This window comes from Streptomyces sp. 378 (assembly GCF_030124145.1).
In the GTDB taxonomy this organism is placed as follows: Bacteria; Actinomycetota; Actinomycetes; order Streptomycetales; family Streptomycetaceae; genus Streptomyces.
Window position 1 is genome coordinate 17,190 of record NZ_JASKMS010000024.1, and the last position, 18,865, is coordinate 36,054.

General features: G+C 72.4%; 13 protein-coding genes. 1 reads left to right on the top strand and 12 read right to left on the bottom strand.

Annotated elements, in window-relative coordinates; genetic code table 11:
* Positions 1 to 100: 100 nt before the first annotated feature.
* The 9 genes from QNO09_RS27760 to QNO09_RS27800 all read right to left on the bottom strand — a co-directional run bounded on the left by QNO09_RS27760 (position 101) and on the right by QNO09_RS27800 (position 12,450).
* Positions 101 to 2,410, bottom strand: a complete 2,310-nt coding sequence (locus QNO09_RS27760) for a xanthine dehydrogenase family protein molybdopterin-binding subunit (RefSeq protein ID WP_283972991.1) — start codon at positions 2,408 to 2,410, stop codon at positions 101 to 103.
* The gene (locus QNO09_RS27765; protein WP_283972992.1) at positions 2,407 to 5,247 is read right to left on the bottom strand and encodes a 2Fe-2S iron-sulfur cluster-binding protein; all 2,841 of its coding nucleotides are present in this window, start codon (positions 5,245 to 5,247) and stop codon (positions 2,407 to 2,409) included. The genes QNO09_RS27760 and QNO09_RS27765 overlap by 4 nt, the downstream gene beginning before the upstream one ends.
* Entirely contained in the window at positions 5,244 to 6,137 is an 894-nt protein-coding gene (locus QNO09_RS27770; RefSeq protein WP_283972993.1) for an FAD binding domain-containing protein, read from the bottom strand. The genes QNO09_RS27765 and QNO09_RS27770 overlap by 4 nt, the downstream gene beginning before the upstream one ends.
* 260 nt (positions 6,138 to 6,397) lie before the next feature.
* The gene (locus tag QNO09_RS27775) at positions 6,398 to 8,017 is read right to left on the bottom strand and encodes a beta-N-acetylhexosaminidase (protein ID WP_283972994.1); all 1,620 of its coding nucleotides are present in this window, start codon (positions 8,015 to 8,017) and stop codon (positions 6,398 to 6,400) included.
* A 1-nt stretch (position 8,018) separates the two neighbouring features.
* A complete protein-coding gene (locus QNO09_RS27780) occupies positions 8,019 to 8,864 on the bottom strand; it encodes a carbohydrate ABC transporter permease (RefSeq protein WP_283972995.1) in 846 nt (281 codons plus the stop codon).
* Complete coding sequence (locus tag QNO09_RS27785) at positions 8,861 to 9,712, bottom strand: carbohydrate ABC transporter permease (RefSeq protein WP_283973062.1); 852 nt, start codon at positions 9,710 to 9,712, stop codon at positions 8,861 to 8,863. Before QNO09_RS27785 ends, QNO09_RS27780 begins: the two co-directional genes overlap by 4 nt.
* Before the next feature lie 344 nt (positions 9,713 to 10,056).
* A complete protein-coding gene (locus QNO09_RS27790; protein ID WP_283972996.1) occupies positions 10,057 to 11,355 on the bottom strand; it encodes an extracellular solute-binding protein in 1,299 nt (432 codons plus the stop codon).
* A 211-nt stretch (positions 11,356 to 11,566) separates the two neighbouring features.
* On the bottom strand, positions 11,567 to 11,848 hold the full coding sequence (locus QNO09_RS27795) for a DUF3039 domain-containing protein (protein WP_003990595.1): 282 nt from the start codon (positions 11,846 to 11,848) through the stop codon (positions 11,567 to 11,569).
* Positions 11,849 to 11,877: 29 nt separating this feature from the next.
* Positions 11,878 to 12,450 carry a YqgE/AlgH family protein gene (locus QNO09_RS27800; RefSeq protein WP_283973063.1) on the bottom strand — a complete coding sequence of 191 codons (573 nt, stop codon included), beginning with the start codon at positions 12,448 to 12,450 and terminating at the stop codon, positions 11,878 to 11,880.
* A 253-nt stretch (positions 12,451 to 12,703) separates the two neighbouring features.
* Between QNO09_RS27800 and murA the strand changes: the two genes are divergently transcribed.
* On the top strand, positions 12,704 to 14,044 hold the full coding sequence (murA, locus tag QNO09_RS27805) for a UDP-N-acetylglucosamine 1-carboxyvinyltransferase (protein WP_283972997.1): 1,341 nt from the start codon (positions 12,704 to 12,706) through the stop codon (positions 14,042 to 14,044).
* A gap of 116 nt (positions 14,045 to 14,160) precedes the next feature.
* Here murA and QNO09_RS27810 read toward each other — a convergent pair whose 3' ends face one another.
* The 3 genes from QNO09_RS27810 to QNO09_RS27820 form a co-directional block, all read right to left on the bottom strand.
* Positions 14,161 to 14,442, bottom strand: coding sequence for an HU family DNA-binding protein (locus QNO09_RS27810; protein WP_003990598.1), 282 nt, complete (start codon positions 14,440 to 14,442; stop codon positions 14,161 to 14,163).
* A 338-nt stretch (positions 14,443 to 14,780) separates the two neighbouring features.
* A complete protein-coding gene (locus QNO09_RS27815; protein WP_283972998.1) occupies positions 14,781 to 16,214 on the bottom strand; it encodes an NAD-dependent malic enzyme in 1,434 nt (477 codons plus the stop codon).
* 342 nt (positions 16,215 to 16,556) lie between these two features.
* The gene (locus QNO09_RS27820) at positions 16,557 to 18,854 is read right to left on the bottom strand and encodes a HelD family protein (RefSeq protein WP_283972999.1); all 2,298 of its coding nucleotides are present in this window, start codon (positions 18,852 to 18,854) and stop codon (positions 16,557 to 16,559) included.
* Positions 18,855 to 18,865 lie beyond the last annotated feature (11 nt).

Below are 18,865 nucleotides of genomic sequence, written 5' to 3' on the forward strand. Positions count from 1 at the left end.
CGGCGGGACGGGGCACGGTCCGGTCCGGGCAGCCCGGCGGGTCCGGCTCGGGCAGCCCGGTCCACAGCGACCCGGGCAGCCCGGCGGCAGCGAAGCGGCCTCAGGCCCGTTCCGTGACCACCGCGGCCTGGGGGCGGATCGGGAGGCGGTTCACCGGGCGGCCCGTCGCGGCGCGGACGGCGGACGCCACGGCCGCCGGGGACGCCACCACCGGCACCGCGCTGACCGCCTTCGCCCCGAAGGGAGCGACCACGTCCCGTTCCTCGACCAGCCGGACGATGCGGATGTCGGGCGCGTCGAGGGCGGTCGGGAGGGCATAACCGGTCAGGTCGGGGTGACGGATGAGGCCGCGTGGTGTGCGGAGGTTCTCCGTGAGCGCGATGCCCACGCCCTGGGTCACACCCCCCTCGATCCGGGCGGTGAGCTGGGCCGGGTTCAGGACGCGGCCCACGTCCTGGGCGACGGCCAGCTCCACGACCCGCACGGAACCGATCTCGATGTCGACGTCCACCACCGCGCGGATCGCGCAGAAGGCCATGCCCACGAAGGCGTCGCCCTGGCCGGTCTCGTTCAGCGGCTCGGTCGGGTGCGGGCGGCACTGGGCGGTGGCCCACAGTTCCTTGCCGTCCAGCGCCTCCGTCACGGTCGTGGAGAGCACCCCGTCGTACGACGTGATCTTCCCGTCGGTGATCTGGAGCAGCTCCGTCGACATGCCGAACTTGTGGGCGAGCGGCTGGAGGAGCTGGGTGCGGACCATCTTGGCCGCGCGCTCCACCGCCCCGCCCGAGACCCAGGTGTGCCGGCCGCGGCAGCCCGCGCCCGCCGGGGGCTGGTCGGTGTCGACCGGCGCCACGTGCACCTCGTCGATGCCGAGGGTCTCCTGGACGATCTGCCGGGCCAGCGTCGTGAAGCCCTGGCCGGTCTCGACGGCCGCGCACAGGACCGTCGCGACGCCGTCGTGGACCTTCACGGTGGCCGTGGAGACCTCGTCCGCGCCCTCCGCGCCGAGCATGTGCACCATGCCCACGCCGTAGCCCACGCCCCGGCGCACGGCACCCGGTTCGCCCGCGCCCTCGGGGCCGCCGGGCAGCAGCCACTCGTCCTCGGGCGTGTCCTTGGGCAGCGGCGGCAGCGGGTAGTCCCGTACGGCCTGGAGCAGTTCGGCCACGGGGGCGGGGCAGGTCACCGTCTGGCCGGTCGGCAACACGTCGCCCGTCGCCAGGGCGTTGCGCAGCCGCACCTCGGCAGGGTCGATGCCGAGCTTCTTGGCGATCTTGTCCATCTGCGCCTCGTAGGCGGCGCAGACCTGCATGGCGCCTTCGCCGCGCACGTGGCCGGAGGGGGGGTTGTTGGTGCGTACGGCCCAGCCCTCGATGAAGGCGTTCGGCACGACATAGGGGCCGCAGGCGAACGCGACGGCGGCGGCCAGGGCCTCGGAGGAGGTGTCGGCGTAGGCGCCCGCGTCGAGCAGGATCTGCGCCTCGACCTTGACGAGTCTGCCCTCCGCGTCGGCGTGGTGGCGGTAGCGCAGCAGAGTGGGGTGCCGGTGGACGTGGCCGAGGAAGGACTCCTCGCGCGTGGCGGTGAGCTTCACCGGGCAGCCGGTGCGCAGCGCCAGCAGGCCGAGCGGGAGCTGGAAGCCCTGGTCCTCGCGGTCGGCGGTGGCGCCGGGGACGCCGGTGACGACGACCTTGACGCGCTCGGGCTCCAGGCCGAACGCGGCGGCGGCCGCGTCGCGGTCGGCGTGCGGGTCGGTGGAGGCGAGGTACAGCTCCACCCCGCCGTCCGGGCGCGGCACGGCCAGGCCCGCCTCGGCGCCGATGGGCGCGGGGTCCTGGCGGCCGATGCGGTACAGGCCCTCGACGACGATCTCGCCGGCCGCCTCCGGGTCGCCGTGGCGCAGCGGGATGTGCCGGATCAGGTTGCCGTCCGGGTGCAACGGCTCGGCCTCGAAGGCCTGTTCCGGGTCGGTCACCGGGTCGAGCACCTCGTACTCGACGATGACGGCGGCGGCCGCCATGCGCGCGGTGTCCGGGTGGTCGGCGGCGACGGCGGCGATGGGTTCGCCGTGGTGGCGCACGACCTCGGAGGCGAAGACCGGACGGTCGGCCTTGCCGCGGCCGTGCAACGGGCTGCCCGGGATGTCCTCGTGGGTGACGACGGCGCGGACGCCGGGCATCTCGCGCGCGTGGGTGGTGTCGATGGACAGGATGCGCGCGCGCGGGTGCGGTGAACGCAGCACCGCCGCCCACAGCAGGCCCTCGGCCCACAGGTCGGCGGCGTACGGGAAGGTGCCCTCCGTCTTGGCACGGGCGTCGGCGGGCGGGAGCGAGGCGCCGATGCCGTGCGGGAGGGGTTCGGGGGCGGGGGCGGCCTCCGCGGCCTGTGCGGTGGCTGCTTCGTTGCTCACGCTGGGCCTCCGTCCTGGCCGTGGGGCTGGTCCTGCGGGTCCGGGGAGTGCGGGGTGTGCGGTTGCGGGGGCGCTCCGAAGGCCGACATGTTCACGCCACCGGCGCCCGGGCCCGCCTGGTGCGGAATGCGGGCCTCGTCGGTGTCGCCGTCGGCGGGCGCGGAGTGGGCCTCACGTTCGGCGACTACTTCCTTGACGGCGTCCACCACGCCCCGGTAGCCGGAGCAGCGGCACAGGTTGCCGCACAGTGCCTGGCGGGTCTCCAGCTCGGTCGGGGCCGGGTTTCCCTCCAGCAGGTCGTGCAGGGTCATCGCCATGCCGGGGACGCAGAAGCCGCACTGCACGGCGCCGCAGCGCGCGAGCGCCCGCTGCACGTCCGACGGCTGCCCGTCCTCGGCCAGACCCTCGACGGTGCGGACCTCGCTGCCGGCGGCGGTCACGGCCGGGACGAGGCAGGACGCCACGAGCCGCCCGTCGACCTGGACGTTGCACGCGCCGCACTCGCCCTGCGAGCAGCCGTCCTTGGCACCCGCGAGTCCGAGCCGCTCTCGCAGCACGTACAGCAGGGACTCGCCGATCCAGGCGTCGGTGACCGGGCGGTCGGTGCCGTTGACGCGCAGGGCGTAGGAGGCGAGGGGGTGTTCTTCCTGGGGGGCGACACCGGGCGGGGCGTCCGGGGTGCCGGCCGGGTCGGCCGCCGGGTCCTCCTCGGAAGCCCGGTCGTCCCGGGTCTCGCCGTCGGCGGCCTCCGGTCCGGTGCCGGCGTCCGCCTCCGCAGGGGCCCGCAGGGGCACGGCAGCGACCTCGGGGGGGCCGTCAGCGGCCTCTTGGCCCTCTGGAGCGTCCTCGGCGGAACCGGCGGGCTCACCGGGCCCCGGAGCGGCCTGTGAGGACTCCTGGGCGTCTTGAGTGCGCTGAGCGTCCTGGGCGTCCTGCGGAGACGCGGCGGCTTCCGGGGGGGCCTCGTGCACGGATTCCGGGCGGAACTCGTCGGGGGCCTCGGCGTACGGCTCGGGCGTCTGAGCGGCGGGCATCGGGTGACCGGCGGCACGGGACGGGTCCGGCCGGTGCCCGGCGAAGCCGGTGGGCTCCGGCCCCTGGCCGGCGGCATCGGCGGACTCGGGGCCGTGTCCGTGGTCGGGGAAACCGGTGGTCTCCGGGCCGTGGTCGGCGAACTCAGCGGCCCCTTGGCCCCGGTCGGCAAAGCGGGCGGACTCCTGGCCCTGGTCGACGAAGCCGGTGGTCTCCGGGCCGTGGTCGGCGAACTCGGCGGCCCCCTGGCCCCGGTCGGCAAAGCCTGCGGACTCCCGACCGTGATCGGCGCCGCGGGCGGACTCCGGGCCGTGATCGGCGAAGCCGGTGGTCTCCGGGCCGTGATCGGGAAAGCCGGTGGTCTCCGGGCCGTGGTCGGCGAACTCGGCGGCCCCCTGGCCCCGGTCGGCAAAGCCTGCGGACTCCCGACCGTGATCGGCGCCGCGGGCGGACTCCGGGCCGTGATCGGCGAAGCCGGTGGTCTCCGGGCCGTGGTCGGGAAAGCCGGTGGCCTGCGGGCCATGGTCGGCGAACTCGGCGGCCCCCTGGCCCCGGTCGGCAAAGCCGGTGGGTTCCTGGCCGTGATCGGCGGCGCGGGCGGACTCCGGGCCGTGATCAGAGAAGCCGGTGGCCTGCGGGCCGTGGTCGGCGAACTCGGCGGACCCCTCGCCCCGGTCGGCGAACCCAGCGGCCCCCTCGCCCTGGTCGGCGTAGCGGGACGGCTCCGCCGTGTGGCCGTTCGCCCCGGGGTCCTCCGGCGCGTACTCCGAAGGCTGGGGCGGGTGACCGGCGGTGGGCGTCTCCGGACCGTGCCCGGTGCTGCCGGACGGCTCCGGCGCATGGCCGAACCGCCCGGTCCCGTGCCCGGGGCCGGTGTCCTCGTGGACTCCCGGTGCGTGGACGTCCTGGGCGTACCCGGCCTCGCCCGGGCCCGCCTCCCCCGGCAACGGCCCGGCGGCCTGCTGGTCGGGGGCGTATCCGGAGGCCGGTCCGGCGTCGGCCCGCTGTCCTTGTCCGTGGCCCTGCTCGTGCTCGTGCCCCTGCTCGTGCCCGTGGGGGTAGCCCGGCTGCTCCTGCGACGCCCTGTCCTGCGGGTCCTGCTGCCCCCACGGCCGGCCCGCGGCCTGCGTCGCCCACGGCGCGGGCGCACCGCCCGGCAGCGTGGCCGGCGGGGTGCCGCCCCACTGCTCGACCAGAGAGGACGTAGTGAACTCGCCCGATTCGTCCGGGAGGTCCCCCCCGGCGACGGGAATGGACCACTGCCCCGTCACGTCGTGGCCGGGCGCGGCGGCGGCCGGGGTCTCCTCGAAGTTCCACTGCCCGGTCGCTGCCGGGTTGTACGTGAACCGGTCGTCCCCGGCGTGCTGCCGCGCGCCCGCGTCGGAGCCGTAGGGCGTCCCGGGGGCGTACGGCGCGTCGGAGCCGTATGACGCGTCGGGGTCGTACGGCCGTTCGGGCAGGTCGTGGCCCTGCTGCTGGTGCGTGCCGTGTTCGTGACCGTGCTGCCGGTGCCCGGCGTTCGGGTCGTGCCACTGCGCCCCGTCGGCGGGCGCCCCCGGCACCGGCCACGCGCCCGTGGCCGCCGGGTCGGTTCCGGCCGTCGTGGCGGGGGTGACCGTTATCTGCGGCGGCACGTAGCCGTGGCCCGGCGCGGCGAGGGGGCTGTCGGCGGCCAGCAGGGCGTCGACGCCTCCCTCGGGGAGCTCGACGAAGGCCGTGGCGCCGTCGTCGTACTCGCCCTGGGGCAGCGGGTCCCAGCGGCTGCCGCCCCGGGGCGTGCCCTCTCCGTGCTGGTCGTCGGTCACGACAGCGCCCTCCCCAGTGCTCGTCGGGCCAGCGCGGCGACGGTGCGCCGCAGGTGCAGTACGGCGGGCGGAAGCTGCGCGACCGAGCCGTCCTCGGCCGGCGCCGCGTCGGGGATGCAGGCCGCGGCGACGTACTCCCCGAACGCGCTCAGCGCCTCCGGCACGAGCGCGCGGTTGTTGTCCCAGTCGATGAGGCCGGCGACCCACTGCTCGGCGTCCAGCGGCCGCAGCGGCATCGGCGCTATGGCGCCCACCGCGCAGCGCACGCCCCGGCGCGCGGGGTCCAGGACCAGGGCCACGGACGCCACCGCGCGCCCAGGCCCGGTCCGGCCGGTCGCCTTGAGGAAGACCTGCGGGGCGTGCAGCAGCGGCACGCGCACGTAGCCGATGAGTTCGCCGGCGCGGAGCACGTCCATCCCGGCGAGCAGGTGCGACACGGGGATCTCCCGGCGGGCTCCGCCCGGGCCCGCGATGATCAGTGTCGCCTCCAGGGCGGCCAGCACCGGCAGCGCGTCCCCGGCGGGGGCGGCCGAGGCGATGTTGCCGCCCAGGGTGCCCGCGTTGCGGATGTGCGGCGGGCCCGCGGCACGCGCGGCGGCGGCGAGCGCCGGGATGAGGGCCGCGAAGTCGGGGCGACCCATACGCGCGTGCGTGAGGCCCGCGCCGAGCAGCGCGTGACCGTCGAGGTACTGCCAGCCGCGGATCTCGTTGATCCGCCCGAGGCCCACCAGGGCGGCGGGCCTGAGCTGCCCGGAGTTGACGGCGGCCATCAGGTCGGTGCCGCCCGCGACGGGCACGGCGGCGGGCACGGCGGTGAGTGCCGCCACGGCCTCGTCCAGTGTTGTGGGCAGCGTGACGGCCTGCGCCGCCTGCGGTGCGTGCGTGGTCAAACCGGCTGCCCCTTCCCGCTGCCCCACCTGGTCCCCACCTGTGCTGCCGTACGGTACGTGCTGACAGGGCGGACGTGGCAACTCTGGCACATCTTGGCGAGAGCCGAGGACACGGGTCCGCTAGGAGGCATTCGCCCACCTCACCGGTGAGATGGTCCGTTTTCGCATAGGTTCACCGCTGCGTGCCGATTGGCACTTTCGGTGACCCTTGTGCGCTTTTTCCGTGGCCTGTTCGAGCTGTTCGGTCGCGTCGGCCGCCGCTACCGGAGGGGCGGCGGACCCTCGATCGGGCGGCCCAGGACCCCGGGACGCCGCTGCCAGGGCAGCGGGCCCGTGGGCGGCCGGTAGGCGACACCCAGGGCGTCGAGCCGCCGGTAGTGGACGCTCATACGGCGCTCGAAGCCGGCGAAGTCCCGTTCCGGCGGCGCCGGCAGGGCGCTCCAGGCGACCTCCGCGAAGGCCGCGAGGCGGGGGAACGCCTGGTAGTCCACGCGGGCCTGGTCCTCCATCACCTCCGTCCACAGGTTGGCCTGGGTGCCCAGCACGTGCCGGGCCTCCTCGGGCGTCAGCTCCGGCGGCACCGGCTCGAACCGGTAGACGTCCTCCAGGGTGCGCACCCACCCGATCGGTACCGGCTCCTCGGGGCCCGCGTCCTGACGGTGGTCCAGGTACACCTGCTGCTCGGGGCACATGACGACGTCGTGGCCGGCCCGGGCGGCGGCGATGCCCCCGGCGTAGCCGCGCCAGGAGGACACGGCGGCGCCCTCGGCGAGACCGCCCTCCAGGATCTCGTCCCAGCCGATCAGCCGACGGCCGCGCTCGGCGAGCCAGGTGTCGAAGTGCCCGATGAACCAGGACTGGAGCCCGTCCTCGTCCACGAGGCCGAGTTCCCTGATGCGCGCCTGGGCGGTCGGCGACCTCCGCCACTGGTCCTTGGGGCACTCGTCGCCGCCGACGTGGACGAACTCCGAGGGGAACAGCGCGAGTACCTCCTCGAAGACGCCCTCGTAGAAGCGCAGGGTGTGGTCCGTGGGGGCGAGTACGTTCGGGTTGATTCCCCAGGTGTCCCAGACGGTGAGGGCGGTGGTGTCGACGACGTCGGTGTTGCCGAGTTCCGGGTACGCGGCGATGGCGGCCTGCGAGTGCCCCGGCACGTCGATCTCGGGGACGACGGTGATGTGCCGCTCGGCGGCGTAGGCGACGATCTCCCGGATGTCGTCCTGGGTGTAGTAGCCGCCGTGCGGCTTGTCCTCCCACAACGGCGAGGCCCGATGGCCGGTTTTGGTGCGGGCCCGCCAGGAGCCGATCCCGGTCAGCCGCGGATGCCGCCTGATCTCGATGCGCCAGCCCTGGTCGTCCGTCAGATGGAAGTGGAAGACGTTGAGTTTGTGTGCCGCCAGCAGATCGAGGTGACGGAGCACGCCTTCCTTGGGCATGAAGTGCCGGGCGACGTCGAGCATCGTGCCGCGCCAGCGGAACCGGGGGGCGTCCTCGATCGTGCGGTACGGCACGGCCCAGGCCCGGTCGGGGCCGAGCGGCGCCCTGCGGAAGGCGTCGGGGCCGAGGAGCTGCCGCAGGGTCTGTGCGCCCCAGAAGACACCGGCCGCGCCGCCGCCCTCGATGAGGACGCCGTGCCGGTCGCTGACGAGGCGGTACTCCTCGGGGCCGAGCCCGGCGGCGAGCCGAAGGGTGACGCCGTCGCCGTGGCCGGGCCGCCTCCCCTCGTGCAGGGGCAGGCCCGTGGACTGCCCCAGGACGGTGCGCAGCCAGTGGCCGACGCTCTCCGTCCCGGCGCCCGCGTCGAGCCGGGAGCGGGCCGTCAACCGCACCTGACCGGGGGCGGCGACGACACTGCGGGGTTGCGGAACCAGTTCGGTCACGTCAGTCCTTCACCGCTCCGCCCAGTCCGGAGACCAGGCGTCGCTGGACGAGTACGAAGAAGACCAGGACGGGAACGGTCATCACCGTGGAGGCGGCCATGACTCCGCCCCAGTCCGGGTCGTCGGGCTTGTAGAAGACGAGCAGGGCCATCGGCAGCGTCGACTGCGCGGTGTCACTGATGATGAACGACTTGGCGAACAGGAAGTCGTTCCAGGCGGAGATGAACGAGAACACGCTGGTGGCCACGAGCCCCGGCAGGACGAGCGGGAAAAGGATCTGCCAGAGGAATCGGGCCCGGCTCGCCCCGTCGATGCAGGCGGCCTCCTCCAGTGCTTCGGGAACGGCTTTCACGAAGCCCCGCAGCATCCAGATCGCGAAGGGCAGGGAGAAGGCGATGTGGGGCAGGATCAGCGAGCCCAGCGTGTTCAGCTGACCGGCGTCCCGCATGAGGAAGAACAGGGGGATCGTGAGGGCTTCCACGGGCACCGTCTGGGCGACCAGAAACATGATCAGAAGGGTGGTCCGCAGGCGGAAGCGGAATCGTGTGACGGCGGTCGCGGCGAGAAACGCGATCAGCGCGGAGGCGATCACGACACTGCCCGCGACGACAAGGCTGTTGAGGAAGTAGCGGCCGAATTCCTGTTGCCCGAAGACGCGCCGGAAGGAATCCAGGGAGGGCGTGAGCGTCCACGGTCTGGGTTCGCCGGACTCGATCTCCCCGGCCGGTTTGAAGGCGCTGAGCACCATCCAGTAGAGGGGGAAGGCCACGACGACCGCGATCAGCAGGGCGGCGGTCTCGGCGGCCGCCCGGCCCGGTCGGCGCACACGGCTGCGCGGCAGGTTCACAGTTCCTCCCCCTGACGGCGCAGCAGCCGCAGATAGACCAGCGTGACGGCGAGCAGGATCAGCAGCATCACGACCCCGATCGCGGAGCCGAGGCCGTACTGCGAGGACGCGAAGGCCTGCTGGTAGGCGTAGACGTTCAGGACGAGGTTCTGGCCGGCGATGCCGCCGCCGTTCGTCATGACGTAGATCTGCGTGAAGACCTTGAAGTCCCAGATGACCGACTGGATCGTGACGACGACCAGGATCGGCCGGAGCATCGGGGCGAGCACCGACCGCCAGATCCGCCACTGCGAGGCGCCGTCGAGGGCGGCGGCCTCCAGCACTTCGCCGGGTACGGCACGGATGCCGGCGTACACGGTCACCATCACGAACGGGAAGGAGCACCACACCACTTCGAGCAGGACGAGGAAGAAGGCGCTGAGACGGCCATAGGTCCACGAGTGGTCGCCGAGGCCCAGCATCCGGTTCACCGGCCCGAAGTCCGGGTCGAACAGGAACAGCCACACCGTGGACCCGGTCACGGCCGGGGTGGCCCACGCGCCCAGGGCGGCCAGCATCAGCGCGAGCCGCGGTACGGCCCGGACGCGGGTGAGCAGGACGGCGAGTGCGCATCCGACCGCGAGGGTGGAGACGACGCAGGCCGCCGCGAACAGCACGGTGGCGAGCAGCACCTGCCAGAACTGCGGGTCCCCGAACAGCTCGCTGTAGTTCGCGAATCCCTCGAAGGTGGCCGGTTCTCCGCCGCTGACCTGCGCCTGGGTGTACCGGAAGAAGGAGATCAGCCCGAGCTGGTAGATCGGGTAGACGAGCAGCCCGCCGAGCACGACGAGCGCGGGCGCGAGATACAGCCAGGGCGTCCAGCCGCCGGCCGCGAGCGGGGACCCGCCGGGCGCGGCCCGCCGCGGGCGCGGCCGGCCGGGCGAACCGTCGCCGTGCCCTCCCCCGGCTTCGGTGGCGGAAGCCGTCCGGGCCGTTCCGGCGGGGGCCGCCTCGGGCGCGGTGACGCTGCCCGGCGCGGAGGAAGGAGGGGACGCCGGCGCGGGTGCCCGGCCGCGGTGCGGTGGGCGTGCGACTCGGGCCGGGGGCGCCCCCGCGGGCACGGTCGGGCGCACGCCGTGCCCGGCCGTGTCGCCACCGGCCGGTCCGGGCCCCGCCGCAGCGGCCGTGGATTCCGTGCGGTCGTTCATCGGGTTCACCCCGCGGAGCCGAACGCGGCGTTCATCTTCTTCGCGGCGTCCCCGGAGGCCTTCGCGACGTCCTTCCTGCCGCTGACGATCTCCTGGAACATCGTCGGCAGGACCAGTGAGGAGTCGATCTGGGCCCAGGCGGGCGAGGCGGGGACGAACTGAGTTCCGGCGGACAGGGTCTGCACGAAGGGCTTCACGAACGGCTCCCGCCGCGCGGCCTGCGCCCGCACGTCCGTGAAGGTCGGCAGGAAGCCCATCGCGTCGAAGAGTTCGCTCTGTGTCTTCTTCGAGGCGAGCCGCTCCATCAGCCGGACGGCGAGTGTGCGGTGGGACGTGCTCTTCAGCACGCCGATGTTGTTGCCGCCCGCGAAGGCGGGAGCGATCGAGCCGGACTTCACCCCCGGCAGCGGGACGACGGCGTACCTGCCCTTGACCTTCCCTGCCTCGACGGCGGTGTGGCTGAAGTCGCCGCCGATCGCCATGCCCGCCTTGCCCGCGGCGAACGCGGAGATCGTGTCGTTGCCGCCCATGCCCGCGCACTTGGCGGCGGGGCAGTTGTCGTCGCCGAAGAGGGACGTGTAGGCCTTGATGCCCTTGCGGGCCTGAGGGCTGTCGATGCCGGACGCGTACGAACCCCGTCTGCCGTCGGCGAGTTCACCGCCGTGGGCCCACACGAACGGCAGCGCGCCGTAGGTGTAGGCGCCGCCGACGACCAGTCCGTACAGCTCGGGCTTCGCGGCGCGTATCGCGCGGGCCGTGGAGGCGAGTTCGTCCATCGTCCTGGGGACGGACAGGCCCAGCTCCTTGAAGACGTCCGTGCGGTAGTAGAGGGCGCGGACGCCGACGTAGAAGGGGGCGCCGTAGAGCCTGCCGTCCACCGTCACCGACCGCCTGGCCGTCGGGTCGGTGTCCTTCGCCTCGCTCCAGTCGCCGAACTCCGCGGTCACGTCGAGGAGTCCGCCGTCCTTCACATAGCCGGCCGTGTCGGTGTTGCCGTACTCCATCACGTCGGGGGCGGAGTCGGGGTCGTTGAAGGCGGCCTTGACGCGCTGGGCGCGGGTGTCGACGGGGATGTACTCGACGGCCACCTCGGTGCCCTGGTGGGCCTTCTCGAAGTCGGCGACGACCGAGTCGACGACCTTCTCCTTGGGGGCGTTGCCGACCTCCTGGAAGAGCCACACGCGCAGCGTGCCGGTCTTCTCGTCCTTGTCGGAGGAGGAGTTCGAGGAGGTCTGGGGTGCGCAGGCGGTGGCCAGGAGGGCGGCGAGCGCGGTGAGCCCGGCGATGGGGACGGACAGCTTCATGGAGTGCTCCTCCGAGGGAGTGTTGCAACATGCGCAATGAAGGTTTCGCTGTGCACAACACCACGGAGGCTAGGGACCACGGGAACACGGCCACAAGAGGTCTCAACCACTCTGTGACCGGCAGACGCACCTTGCGCAACGCCCGGACAGCACAAAAGCCTCCAGGGCGCGCAAAACGCGCCCTGGAGGCTTCACGCCCCGCGGGCAGGGGCTACTTGTCGCCCTTGCCCTTGTCGTCGTCGCCGGAGCTCATGGACTCGTAGATCTCCTTGCACATGGGACAGACGGGGTACTTCTTCGGGTCGCGGCCCGGTACCCAGACCTTGCCGCACAGCGCCACGACGGGGGTGCCGTCGAGGGCGCTCGCCATGATCTTGTCCTTCTGGACGTAATGGGCGAAGCGCTCGTGGTCACCGTCACCATGCGAGGTCTGCGGCGTCGGCTCAACGAGGGTCCCCGTACCAGTCCCGCGCTCGGGCTCGAGAGTGCTCATAGGGCCAAGGGTACTGAAGCTCACACGCATCAGTTGAGCGACGGGTCGTCCGGGTACGTCGCCACCATCGCCAGCTCGCCGCGCTGGCGTCGCAGCACCTCGCGCCACAGCCGCTCGGGGGACGGGGACGAGACGTCGCCGGGCTCCGACTCCACGACGTACCACGCGCCGTCCACCAGCTCGTCCTCCAGCTGGCCGGGGCCCCAGCCGGCGTACCCGGCGAAGATGCGCAGGGACCCGAGGGCGGAGGCCAGCAGCTCCGGCGGGGCCTCCAGATCGACCAGACCGATCGCGCCGTGCACCCGGCGCCAGCCCAGCGGGGCGGCCTCGCCGGAGGCGCCGCCGGGGACGACCGCGACGCCGAGGGCGGAGTCCAGCGACACCGGGCCGCCCTGGAACACGACACCCGGTTCCACGGCGAGATCCCCCCAGCCCTCCAGGATGTCCCCCACGTCCACCGGGGTGGGACGGTTGAGGACGACACCGAGGGAGCCCTCCTCGTCGTGGTCGAGGAGCAGCACCACCGCACGGTCGAAGTTCGGGTCCGCCAGGGCGGGGGTGGCCACGAGCAACCGCCCTGTGAGCGAGGACACCTCGGTCATGGCAGACATGATCCCGCATCTTGCCCTCGCATGGGGAGGCAATGGGGCAGCGGCGGAGAACGCAGCTCAGGGCACACCGAAGCGTCCCCGGCGCACGAAACCCGGCCGTGACCCCATGTGCCCGGAACGGAACGGTTCGTGTTGTGACAGAGCTATGACGTGGCTGGAGCTCACTCAGGCATACAGAAGGAGGGTGGTGGGCGATTACCCTTTCCCTCCTGGCCCCTGCCCGACTCCATGGAACGCGAGATTCATGACCGTCAACGACGATGTCCTGCTTGTCCACGGCGGAACCCCGCTGGAGGGCGAGATCCGTGTCCGCGGTGCGAAGAACCTCGTACCGAAGGCCATGGTCGCAGCGCTGCTCGGCAGCGCTCCGAGCCGGCTCCGCAATGTTCCGGACATCCGCGACGTCCGAGTCGTACGGGGTCTGCTGCAACTGCACGGTGTGACGGTCCGCCCGGGTGACGAACCCGGCGAACTGGTGATGGATCCGACGCGCGTGGAGAGCGCGAACGTCGCTGACATCGATGCCCACGCGGGTTCGAGCCGTATTCCGATCCTTTTCTGCGGGCCGCTGCTGCACCGCCTCGGCCACGCCTTCATCCCCGGTCTCGGCGGCTGCGACATCGGCGGCCGGCCCATCGACTTCCACTTCGAGGTGCTGCGGCAGTTCGGCGCGAAGATCGAGAAGCGGGCGGACGGGCAGTACCTGGAGGCGCCCCGGCGGCTGCGCGGCACGAAGATCCAGCTGCCGTACCCGTCCGTCGGCGCGACCGAGCAGGTGCTGCTGACGGCCGTCCTCGCGGAGGGCGTCACGGAGCTGGCCAACGCGGCCGTCGAGCCGGAGATCGAGGACCTCATCTGCGTGCTGCAGAAGATGGGCGCGATCATCGCGATGGACACCGACCGGACGATCCGCATCACCGGTGTGGACCAGCTCGGCGGCTACAACCACCGCGCCCTCCCGGACCGCCTGGAGGCGGCGTCCTGGGCGTCCGCGGCGCTGGCGACCGAGGGCAACATCTACGTCCACGGCGCCCAGCAGCGCTCGATGATGACGTTCCTGAACACCTACCGCAAGGTGGGCGGTGCCTTCGAGATCGACGACGAGGGCATCCGCTTCTGGCACCCCGGCGGCCAGCTGAAGTCCATCGCGCTGGAGACGGACGTCCACCCGGGCTTCCAGACCGACTGGCAGCAGCCGCTGGTGGTCGCCCTGACCCAGGCCACGGGCCTGTCCATCATCCACGAGACGGTCTACGAGTCCCGCCTCGGCTTCACGTCCGCCCTGAACCAGATGGGCGCGCACATCCAGCTCTACCGCGAGTGCCTGGGCGGCTCGAACTGCCGCTTCGGCCAGCGCAACTTCCTGCACTCGGCCGTCGTCTCGGGCCCGACCAAGCTCCAGGGCGCGGATCTGGTCATCCCCGACCTCCGCGGCGGCTTCTCGTACCTGATCGCGGCGCTGGCGGCCCAGGGCACGTCCCGCGTCCACGGCATCGGCCTCATCAACCGCGGCTACGAGAACTTCATGGAGAAGCTGGTGGAGCTGGGCGCGAAGGTCGAACTGCCGGGCAAGGCACTCGGCTGATTCCCGCCGTAGCGACGCGGTGAGTGACATCAAAGGGGCGGCCACCCGGTTCGGGTGGCCGCCCCTTTGATGTCACTCACTGTGGTTCGTACACCGTCGGCGTACGAACGGCAGGGTTACTTGCCCTTCGCGGCTTCCTTGAGCTTCGAGCCCGCGGAGACCTTCACGCTGTACCCGGCGGGGATCTGGATGGGCTCGCCGGTCTGCGGGTTGCGGGCGGTGCGAGCGGCACGGTGGGTGCGCTCGAAGGTCAGGAAGCCGGGGATGGTGACCTTCTCGTCGCCCTTGGAGACGATGTCGCCGACGACGTCGGCGAACGCGGCCAGCACGGCGTCGGCGTCCTTGCGGGTCACCTCGGCGCGGTCGGCCAGCGCGGCCACCAGCTCACTGCGGTTCATGTTGTTACTCCCGTGTTCATCTTGCCGTTGAGGCGTCAGATCGAAGCCGATGCTGCCAGGGTCCTCCGTGAGTCCCCGGACCCGGGTCCGTCGTCAGACCCTCGCGCCCAGGGACGCATCCTGCCTCTACCTGCGGCGGGAAAGCCAATCCGGCACCCGCAGGAGTCGTGGGAACACCCTTGGGGAGTCACACGAAAAGAGGGCCTGAGCCTGGCGCCACGATAGCTGCGCTGCTGACAGGGTTCTTGCGACGCGCCGGGTTCCCGGCGGTCGTGGGGTTACTCACAGTCCGGAGAGCCGGTGCGCCGGGCCTCCTCGGGGCTCGGCCAACCTGGGCCTCAGACGCCGGTCGGGCTGCCCGCCCCCGCACCGACCGCCCTGGCGGCCTCCCGCACGGCGCCGGCGACCGCTCCCGCGACCTTGTCGTTGAAGACGCTCGGGATGATGTAGTTCGGGTTCAGCTCGTCCTCGGTCACCACGTCCGCGAGCGCCTTGGCGGCGGCCAGCATCATCTCCGTGTTGACCGTCCGGGACTGCGCGTCCAGCAGACCGCGGAAGACACCCGGGAAGACCAGCACGTTGTTGATCTGGTTCGGGAAGTCCGAACGGCCGGTGGCGACAACGGCCGCCGTCTGGCGGGCGATCGCCGGGTCGACCTCGGGGTCCGGGTTCGCGAGAGCGAACACGATCCCGCCGTCGGCCATGGCGGCCACGTCGCTCCCGTCGAGGACGTTCGGGGCCGAGACGCCGATGAAGACGTCGGCGCCGCGCACGGCCTCCTTGAGGGTGCCGGTGAGGCCCTCGGGGTTGGTGTTGTCGGCGATCCAGCGCAGCGCCGAGTCCGGGGCGGCGTCCACCAGGTCCTCGCGGCCCGCGTGCACGACGCCGTGGATGTCGGCGACGACGGCGTTCTTGACGCCCGCGGCGATCAGCAGCTTCAGGATGGCCGTACCGGCCGCGCCGGCGCCGGACATGACGACCCGGATGTTCTCGATCGCCCTGCCGGTGACCCGCAGTGCGTTCGTCAGCGCGGCGAGGACGACGATCGCGGTGCCGTGCTGGTCGTCGTGGAAGACGGGGATGTCGAGGGCCTCGCGCAGCCGGGCCTCGATCTCGAAGCAGCGCGGGGCGGAGATGTCCTCGAGGTTGATGCCCGCGAAGCCGGGGGCGATCGCCTTGACGATCTCGACGATCGCGTCGGTGTCCTGGGTGTCGAGGCAGATCGGCCAGGCGTCGATGCCGGCGAACCGCTTGAAGAGGGCGGCCTTGCCCTCCATGACGGGCAGCGCGGCCTTGGGGCCGATGTTGCCCAGACCCAGCACGGCGGAGCCGTCCGTCACGACCGCAACGGAGTTGCGCTTGATGGTGAGGCGGCGGGCGTCCTCGGGGTTCTCGGCGATCGCCATGCAGACGCGGGCCACGCCCGGCGTGTAGACCATGGACAGGTCGTCACGGTTGCGGATGGGGTGCTTGGACGCCATCTCGATCTTGCCGCCGAGGTGCATGAGGAAGGTCCGGTCCGAGACCTTGCCCAGGGTGACGCCCTCGATGCCGCGGAGTTCCTCGACGATCTCGTCCGCGTGCGCGGTCGACGACGCCGCGATGGTGACGTCGATACGGAGCTTCTCGTGACCGGACGCGGTGACGTCGAGGCCGGTCACCGAGCCTCCGGAGGACTCCACGGCGGTGGTGAGCTGCGAGACGGCGGTTCCGCTCGCGGGCACCTCCAGCCGGACCGTCATCGAGTAGGAGACGCTGGGCGCCGTTGCCATGGCCGACTTCCTCTGCTTTCACCTGACGCTGAGTTGTGCCGTCCGATCGTCGCACCTACCGCTGAGTAGCAGGTAGCCGCCCTCGATTGCGAACGTTTTGTTCGCGGAACGGGGTGGAAGGGGCCGGAAAAAAGAGACCCACGTCACGGGGACGTGGGTCTCTTCCGAAAGTAAGTGGCACCGACCCGCCATGCTCGCCTCGCGGCAAGTGGTCGCTCGTAGCGACGAAGGTTGGGCCCGGGGGCTTGGATCGAGCCGGTGCCACATCCAGGCTAACAAACAGATCCCGTAAGGCCATTCCCGTACCGGTAGTTCATTTCGCCGACAAGTGGGTATCGGGCCTCAGTCCCTGAGCAGATCCGGAACTCCCGCCGCGTCGGGCTCGTCCCGGTCCGCCGAGACGACCGTCAGCTGCTGGGTGGCCCGGGTCAGCCCGACGTACAGGACACGCAGACCGGCCGGGGACTCGTCGGCGATCTCCGCCGGGGAGACCACGACCGTCGCGTCGTACTCCAGGCCCTTGGCCTCCAGGCTGCCGAGGGCCACGACCCGGTCACCGAGGCCGGTCAGCCAGCGGCGCGCCTCCTCGCGACGCTGCATGGCGACGACCACGCCGACCGTGCCGTCGACGCGCTCCAGCAGCCGGGCCGCCTCGTCGCGAACGGTCGCGCCCAGCGTGTCCTCCACGACGGTGAAGCGCGGCTCCACACCGGTGGAGCGGACCGCCTTCGGCGACACGGAGCCGGGCATGGCGAGGGCGAGGACCTTCGAGGCGAGGTCGGCGATCTCGGCCGGGTTGCGGTAGTTCACCGTGAGCTCGAAGCGGCGGCGGGGGCGGGTGCCGAGTGCCTCGTCGCGGGCCTGGGCGGCCTCGTCCGGGTCGGACCAGGAGGACTGGGCCGGGTCGCCGACGACCGTCCAGGTGGCGTGCCGGCCCCGGCGGCCGACCATGCGCCACTGCATCGGGGTGAGGTCCTGGGCCTCGTCGACGATGACGTGGGCGTACTCGACACGCTCCTGGGCGAGGCGTTCGGCGCGCTCGCGCTGCGACTCCTCGCGCACCGGCATCAGCTCCTCCAGGCCGGTGAGCTGGTCGAGCGGGTCGAGTTCGCGCTTCCTGCGGGGGCGGGCCGGGGCCCCGAGGACCGCCTGGAGCTCGTCGAGCAGGGCGATGTCGTGCACCGAGCGGCCCTCGCGCCTGAGGGAGCGGGCGACCTTGCGGACCTCGCCGGGGTTGAGGATGCGCCGGGCCCAGCGGCCGAGGCGGCGTTCGTCGGCCATGGCGTCCAGGACGGCCGCCGGGGTCAGCTCCGGCCACCAGGCGTCCAGGAAGGCGATGAAGGCGTCCTCGGAGGTGATGTCCTCGTCGAAGGAGGAGCGCAGCTCGGCGGCGAGCTCCGGGTCGCTGTGCCGGCCGGCCGCGCCGGACCGCTCCCACAGGGCGTCCAGGAGGAGCTTGCGGGCGCGGGGGCGCAGCAGGTTCACCGGGGCGGTCCCGCCGAGGGCGGCGCGGCGGATGCCGTCCAGTTCCCGGGCCTCCAGCTCCAGACGGCGGCCGAAGGCGACCACGCGCAGCCGGGCGGGCGGATCGTTCCCCTCCAGGGTGCCGCGCGCGGCCTTGCGCAGCACCTTGAGCATGCGGGAGGAGCCCTTGGCGCGGGCCACGGACGGGGAGTCGTAGAGCGTGGCCTCGCTGCCCTCGACCAGGGAGCCGATGGCGCGGATGGCGACCTGGCCCTCCTCGCCGAGGGAGGGCAGCACGCCCTCGGTGTAGGCGACGAGCAGCGGGGTCGGCGAGACGATGAGGATGCCGCCCGCGTAGCGGCGCCGGTCCTGGTAGAGGAGGTAGGCGGCGCGGTGCAGGGCCACGGCGGTCTTGCCGGTGCCGGGGCCGCCCTCGACGTACGTCACGGAGGCGGCGGGCGCGCGGATGACCAGGTCCTGCTCGGCCTGGATGGAGGCGACGATGTCGCGCATGGTGTGGCTGCGCGCCTGGCCGAGCGCGGCCATCAGGGCGCCGTCGCCGATGACGGGCAGCTCGTCGCCGTCGAGGTACGCCGTCAGCTCGGGGCGCATCAGGTCGTCCTCGACGCCGAGGACCTGGCGGCCCTTGGAGCGGATGACGCGGCGGCGGACGACACGGCCGGGGTCGACCGGGGTGGAGCGGTAGAAGGGTGCGGCGGCCGGGGCGCGCCAGTCGATGACCAGCGGGGCGTAGTCCGCGTCGAGGACGCCGATGCGGCCGATGTGCAGGGTCTCGGCGATGTCGGCGGTGTTGTCAGGGCGTACGGCCCCCTCCGCCGGTTCGATCGCGGTGTACGCCCCGTCGGGGCCCTTCTTGCCGTCCTGGCCGGTCAGCAGGTCGATACGGCCGAAGAGGAAGTCCTCGAACTCGTTGTTCAGCCGGCTGAGGTGGATTCCCGCGCGGAAGACCTGGGCGTCCCGCTCGGCCAGTGCGCCGGGGGTGCCGACCTGGCCGCGCCGGGCCGCGTCCTGCATGAGGAACTCCGCCTCGTGGATCTTCTCCTCGAGGCGCCGGTAGACCCGGTCCAGGTGTTCCTGTTCGACGCGGATCTCCCGGTCACGAACCGAATCGCGCACCGAACCGACCGCGTCTTGTCTGTGAGCCTGAACGGCCACCGGGCCCCCTT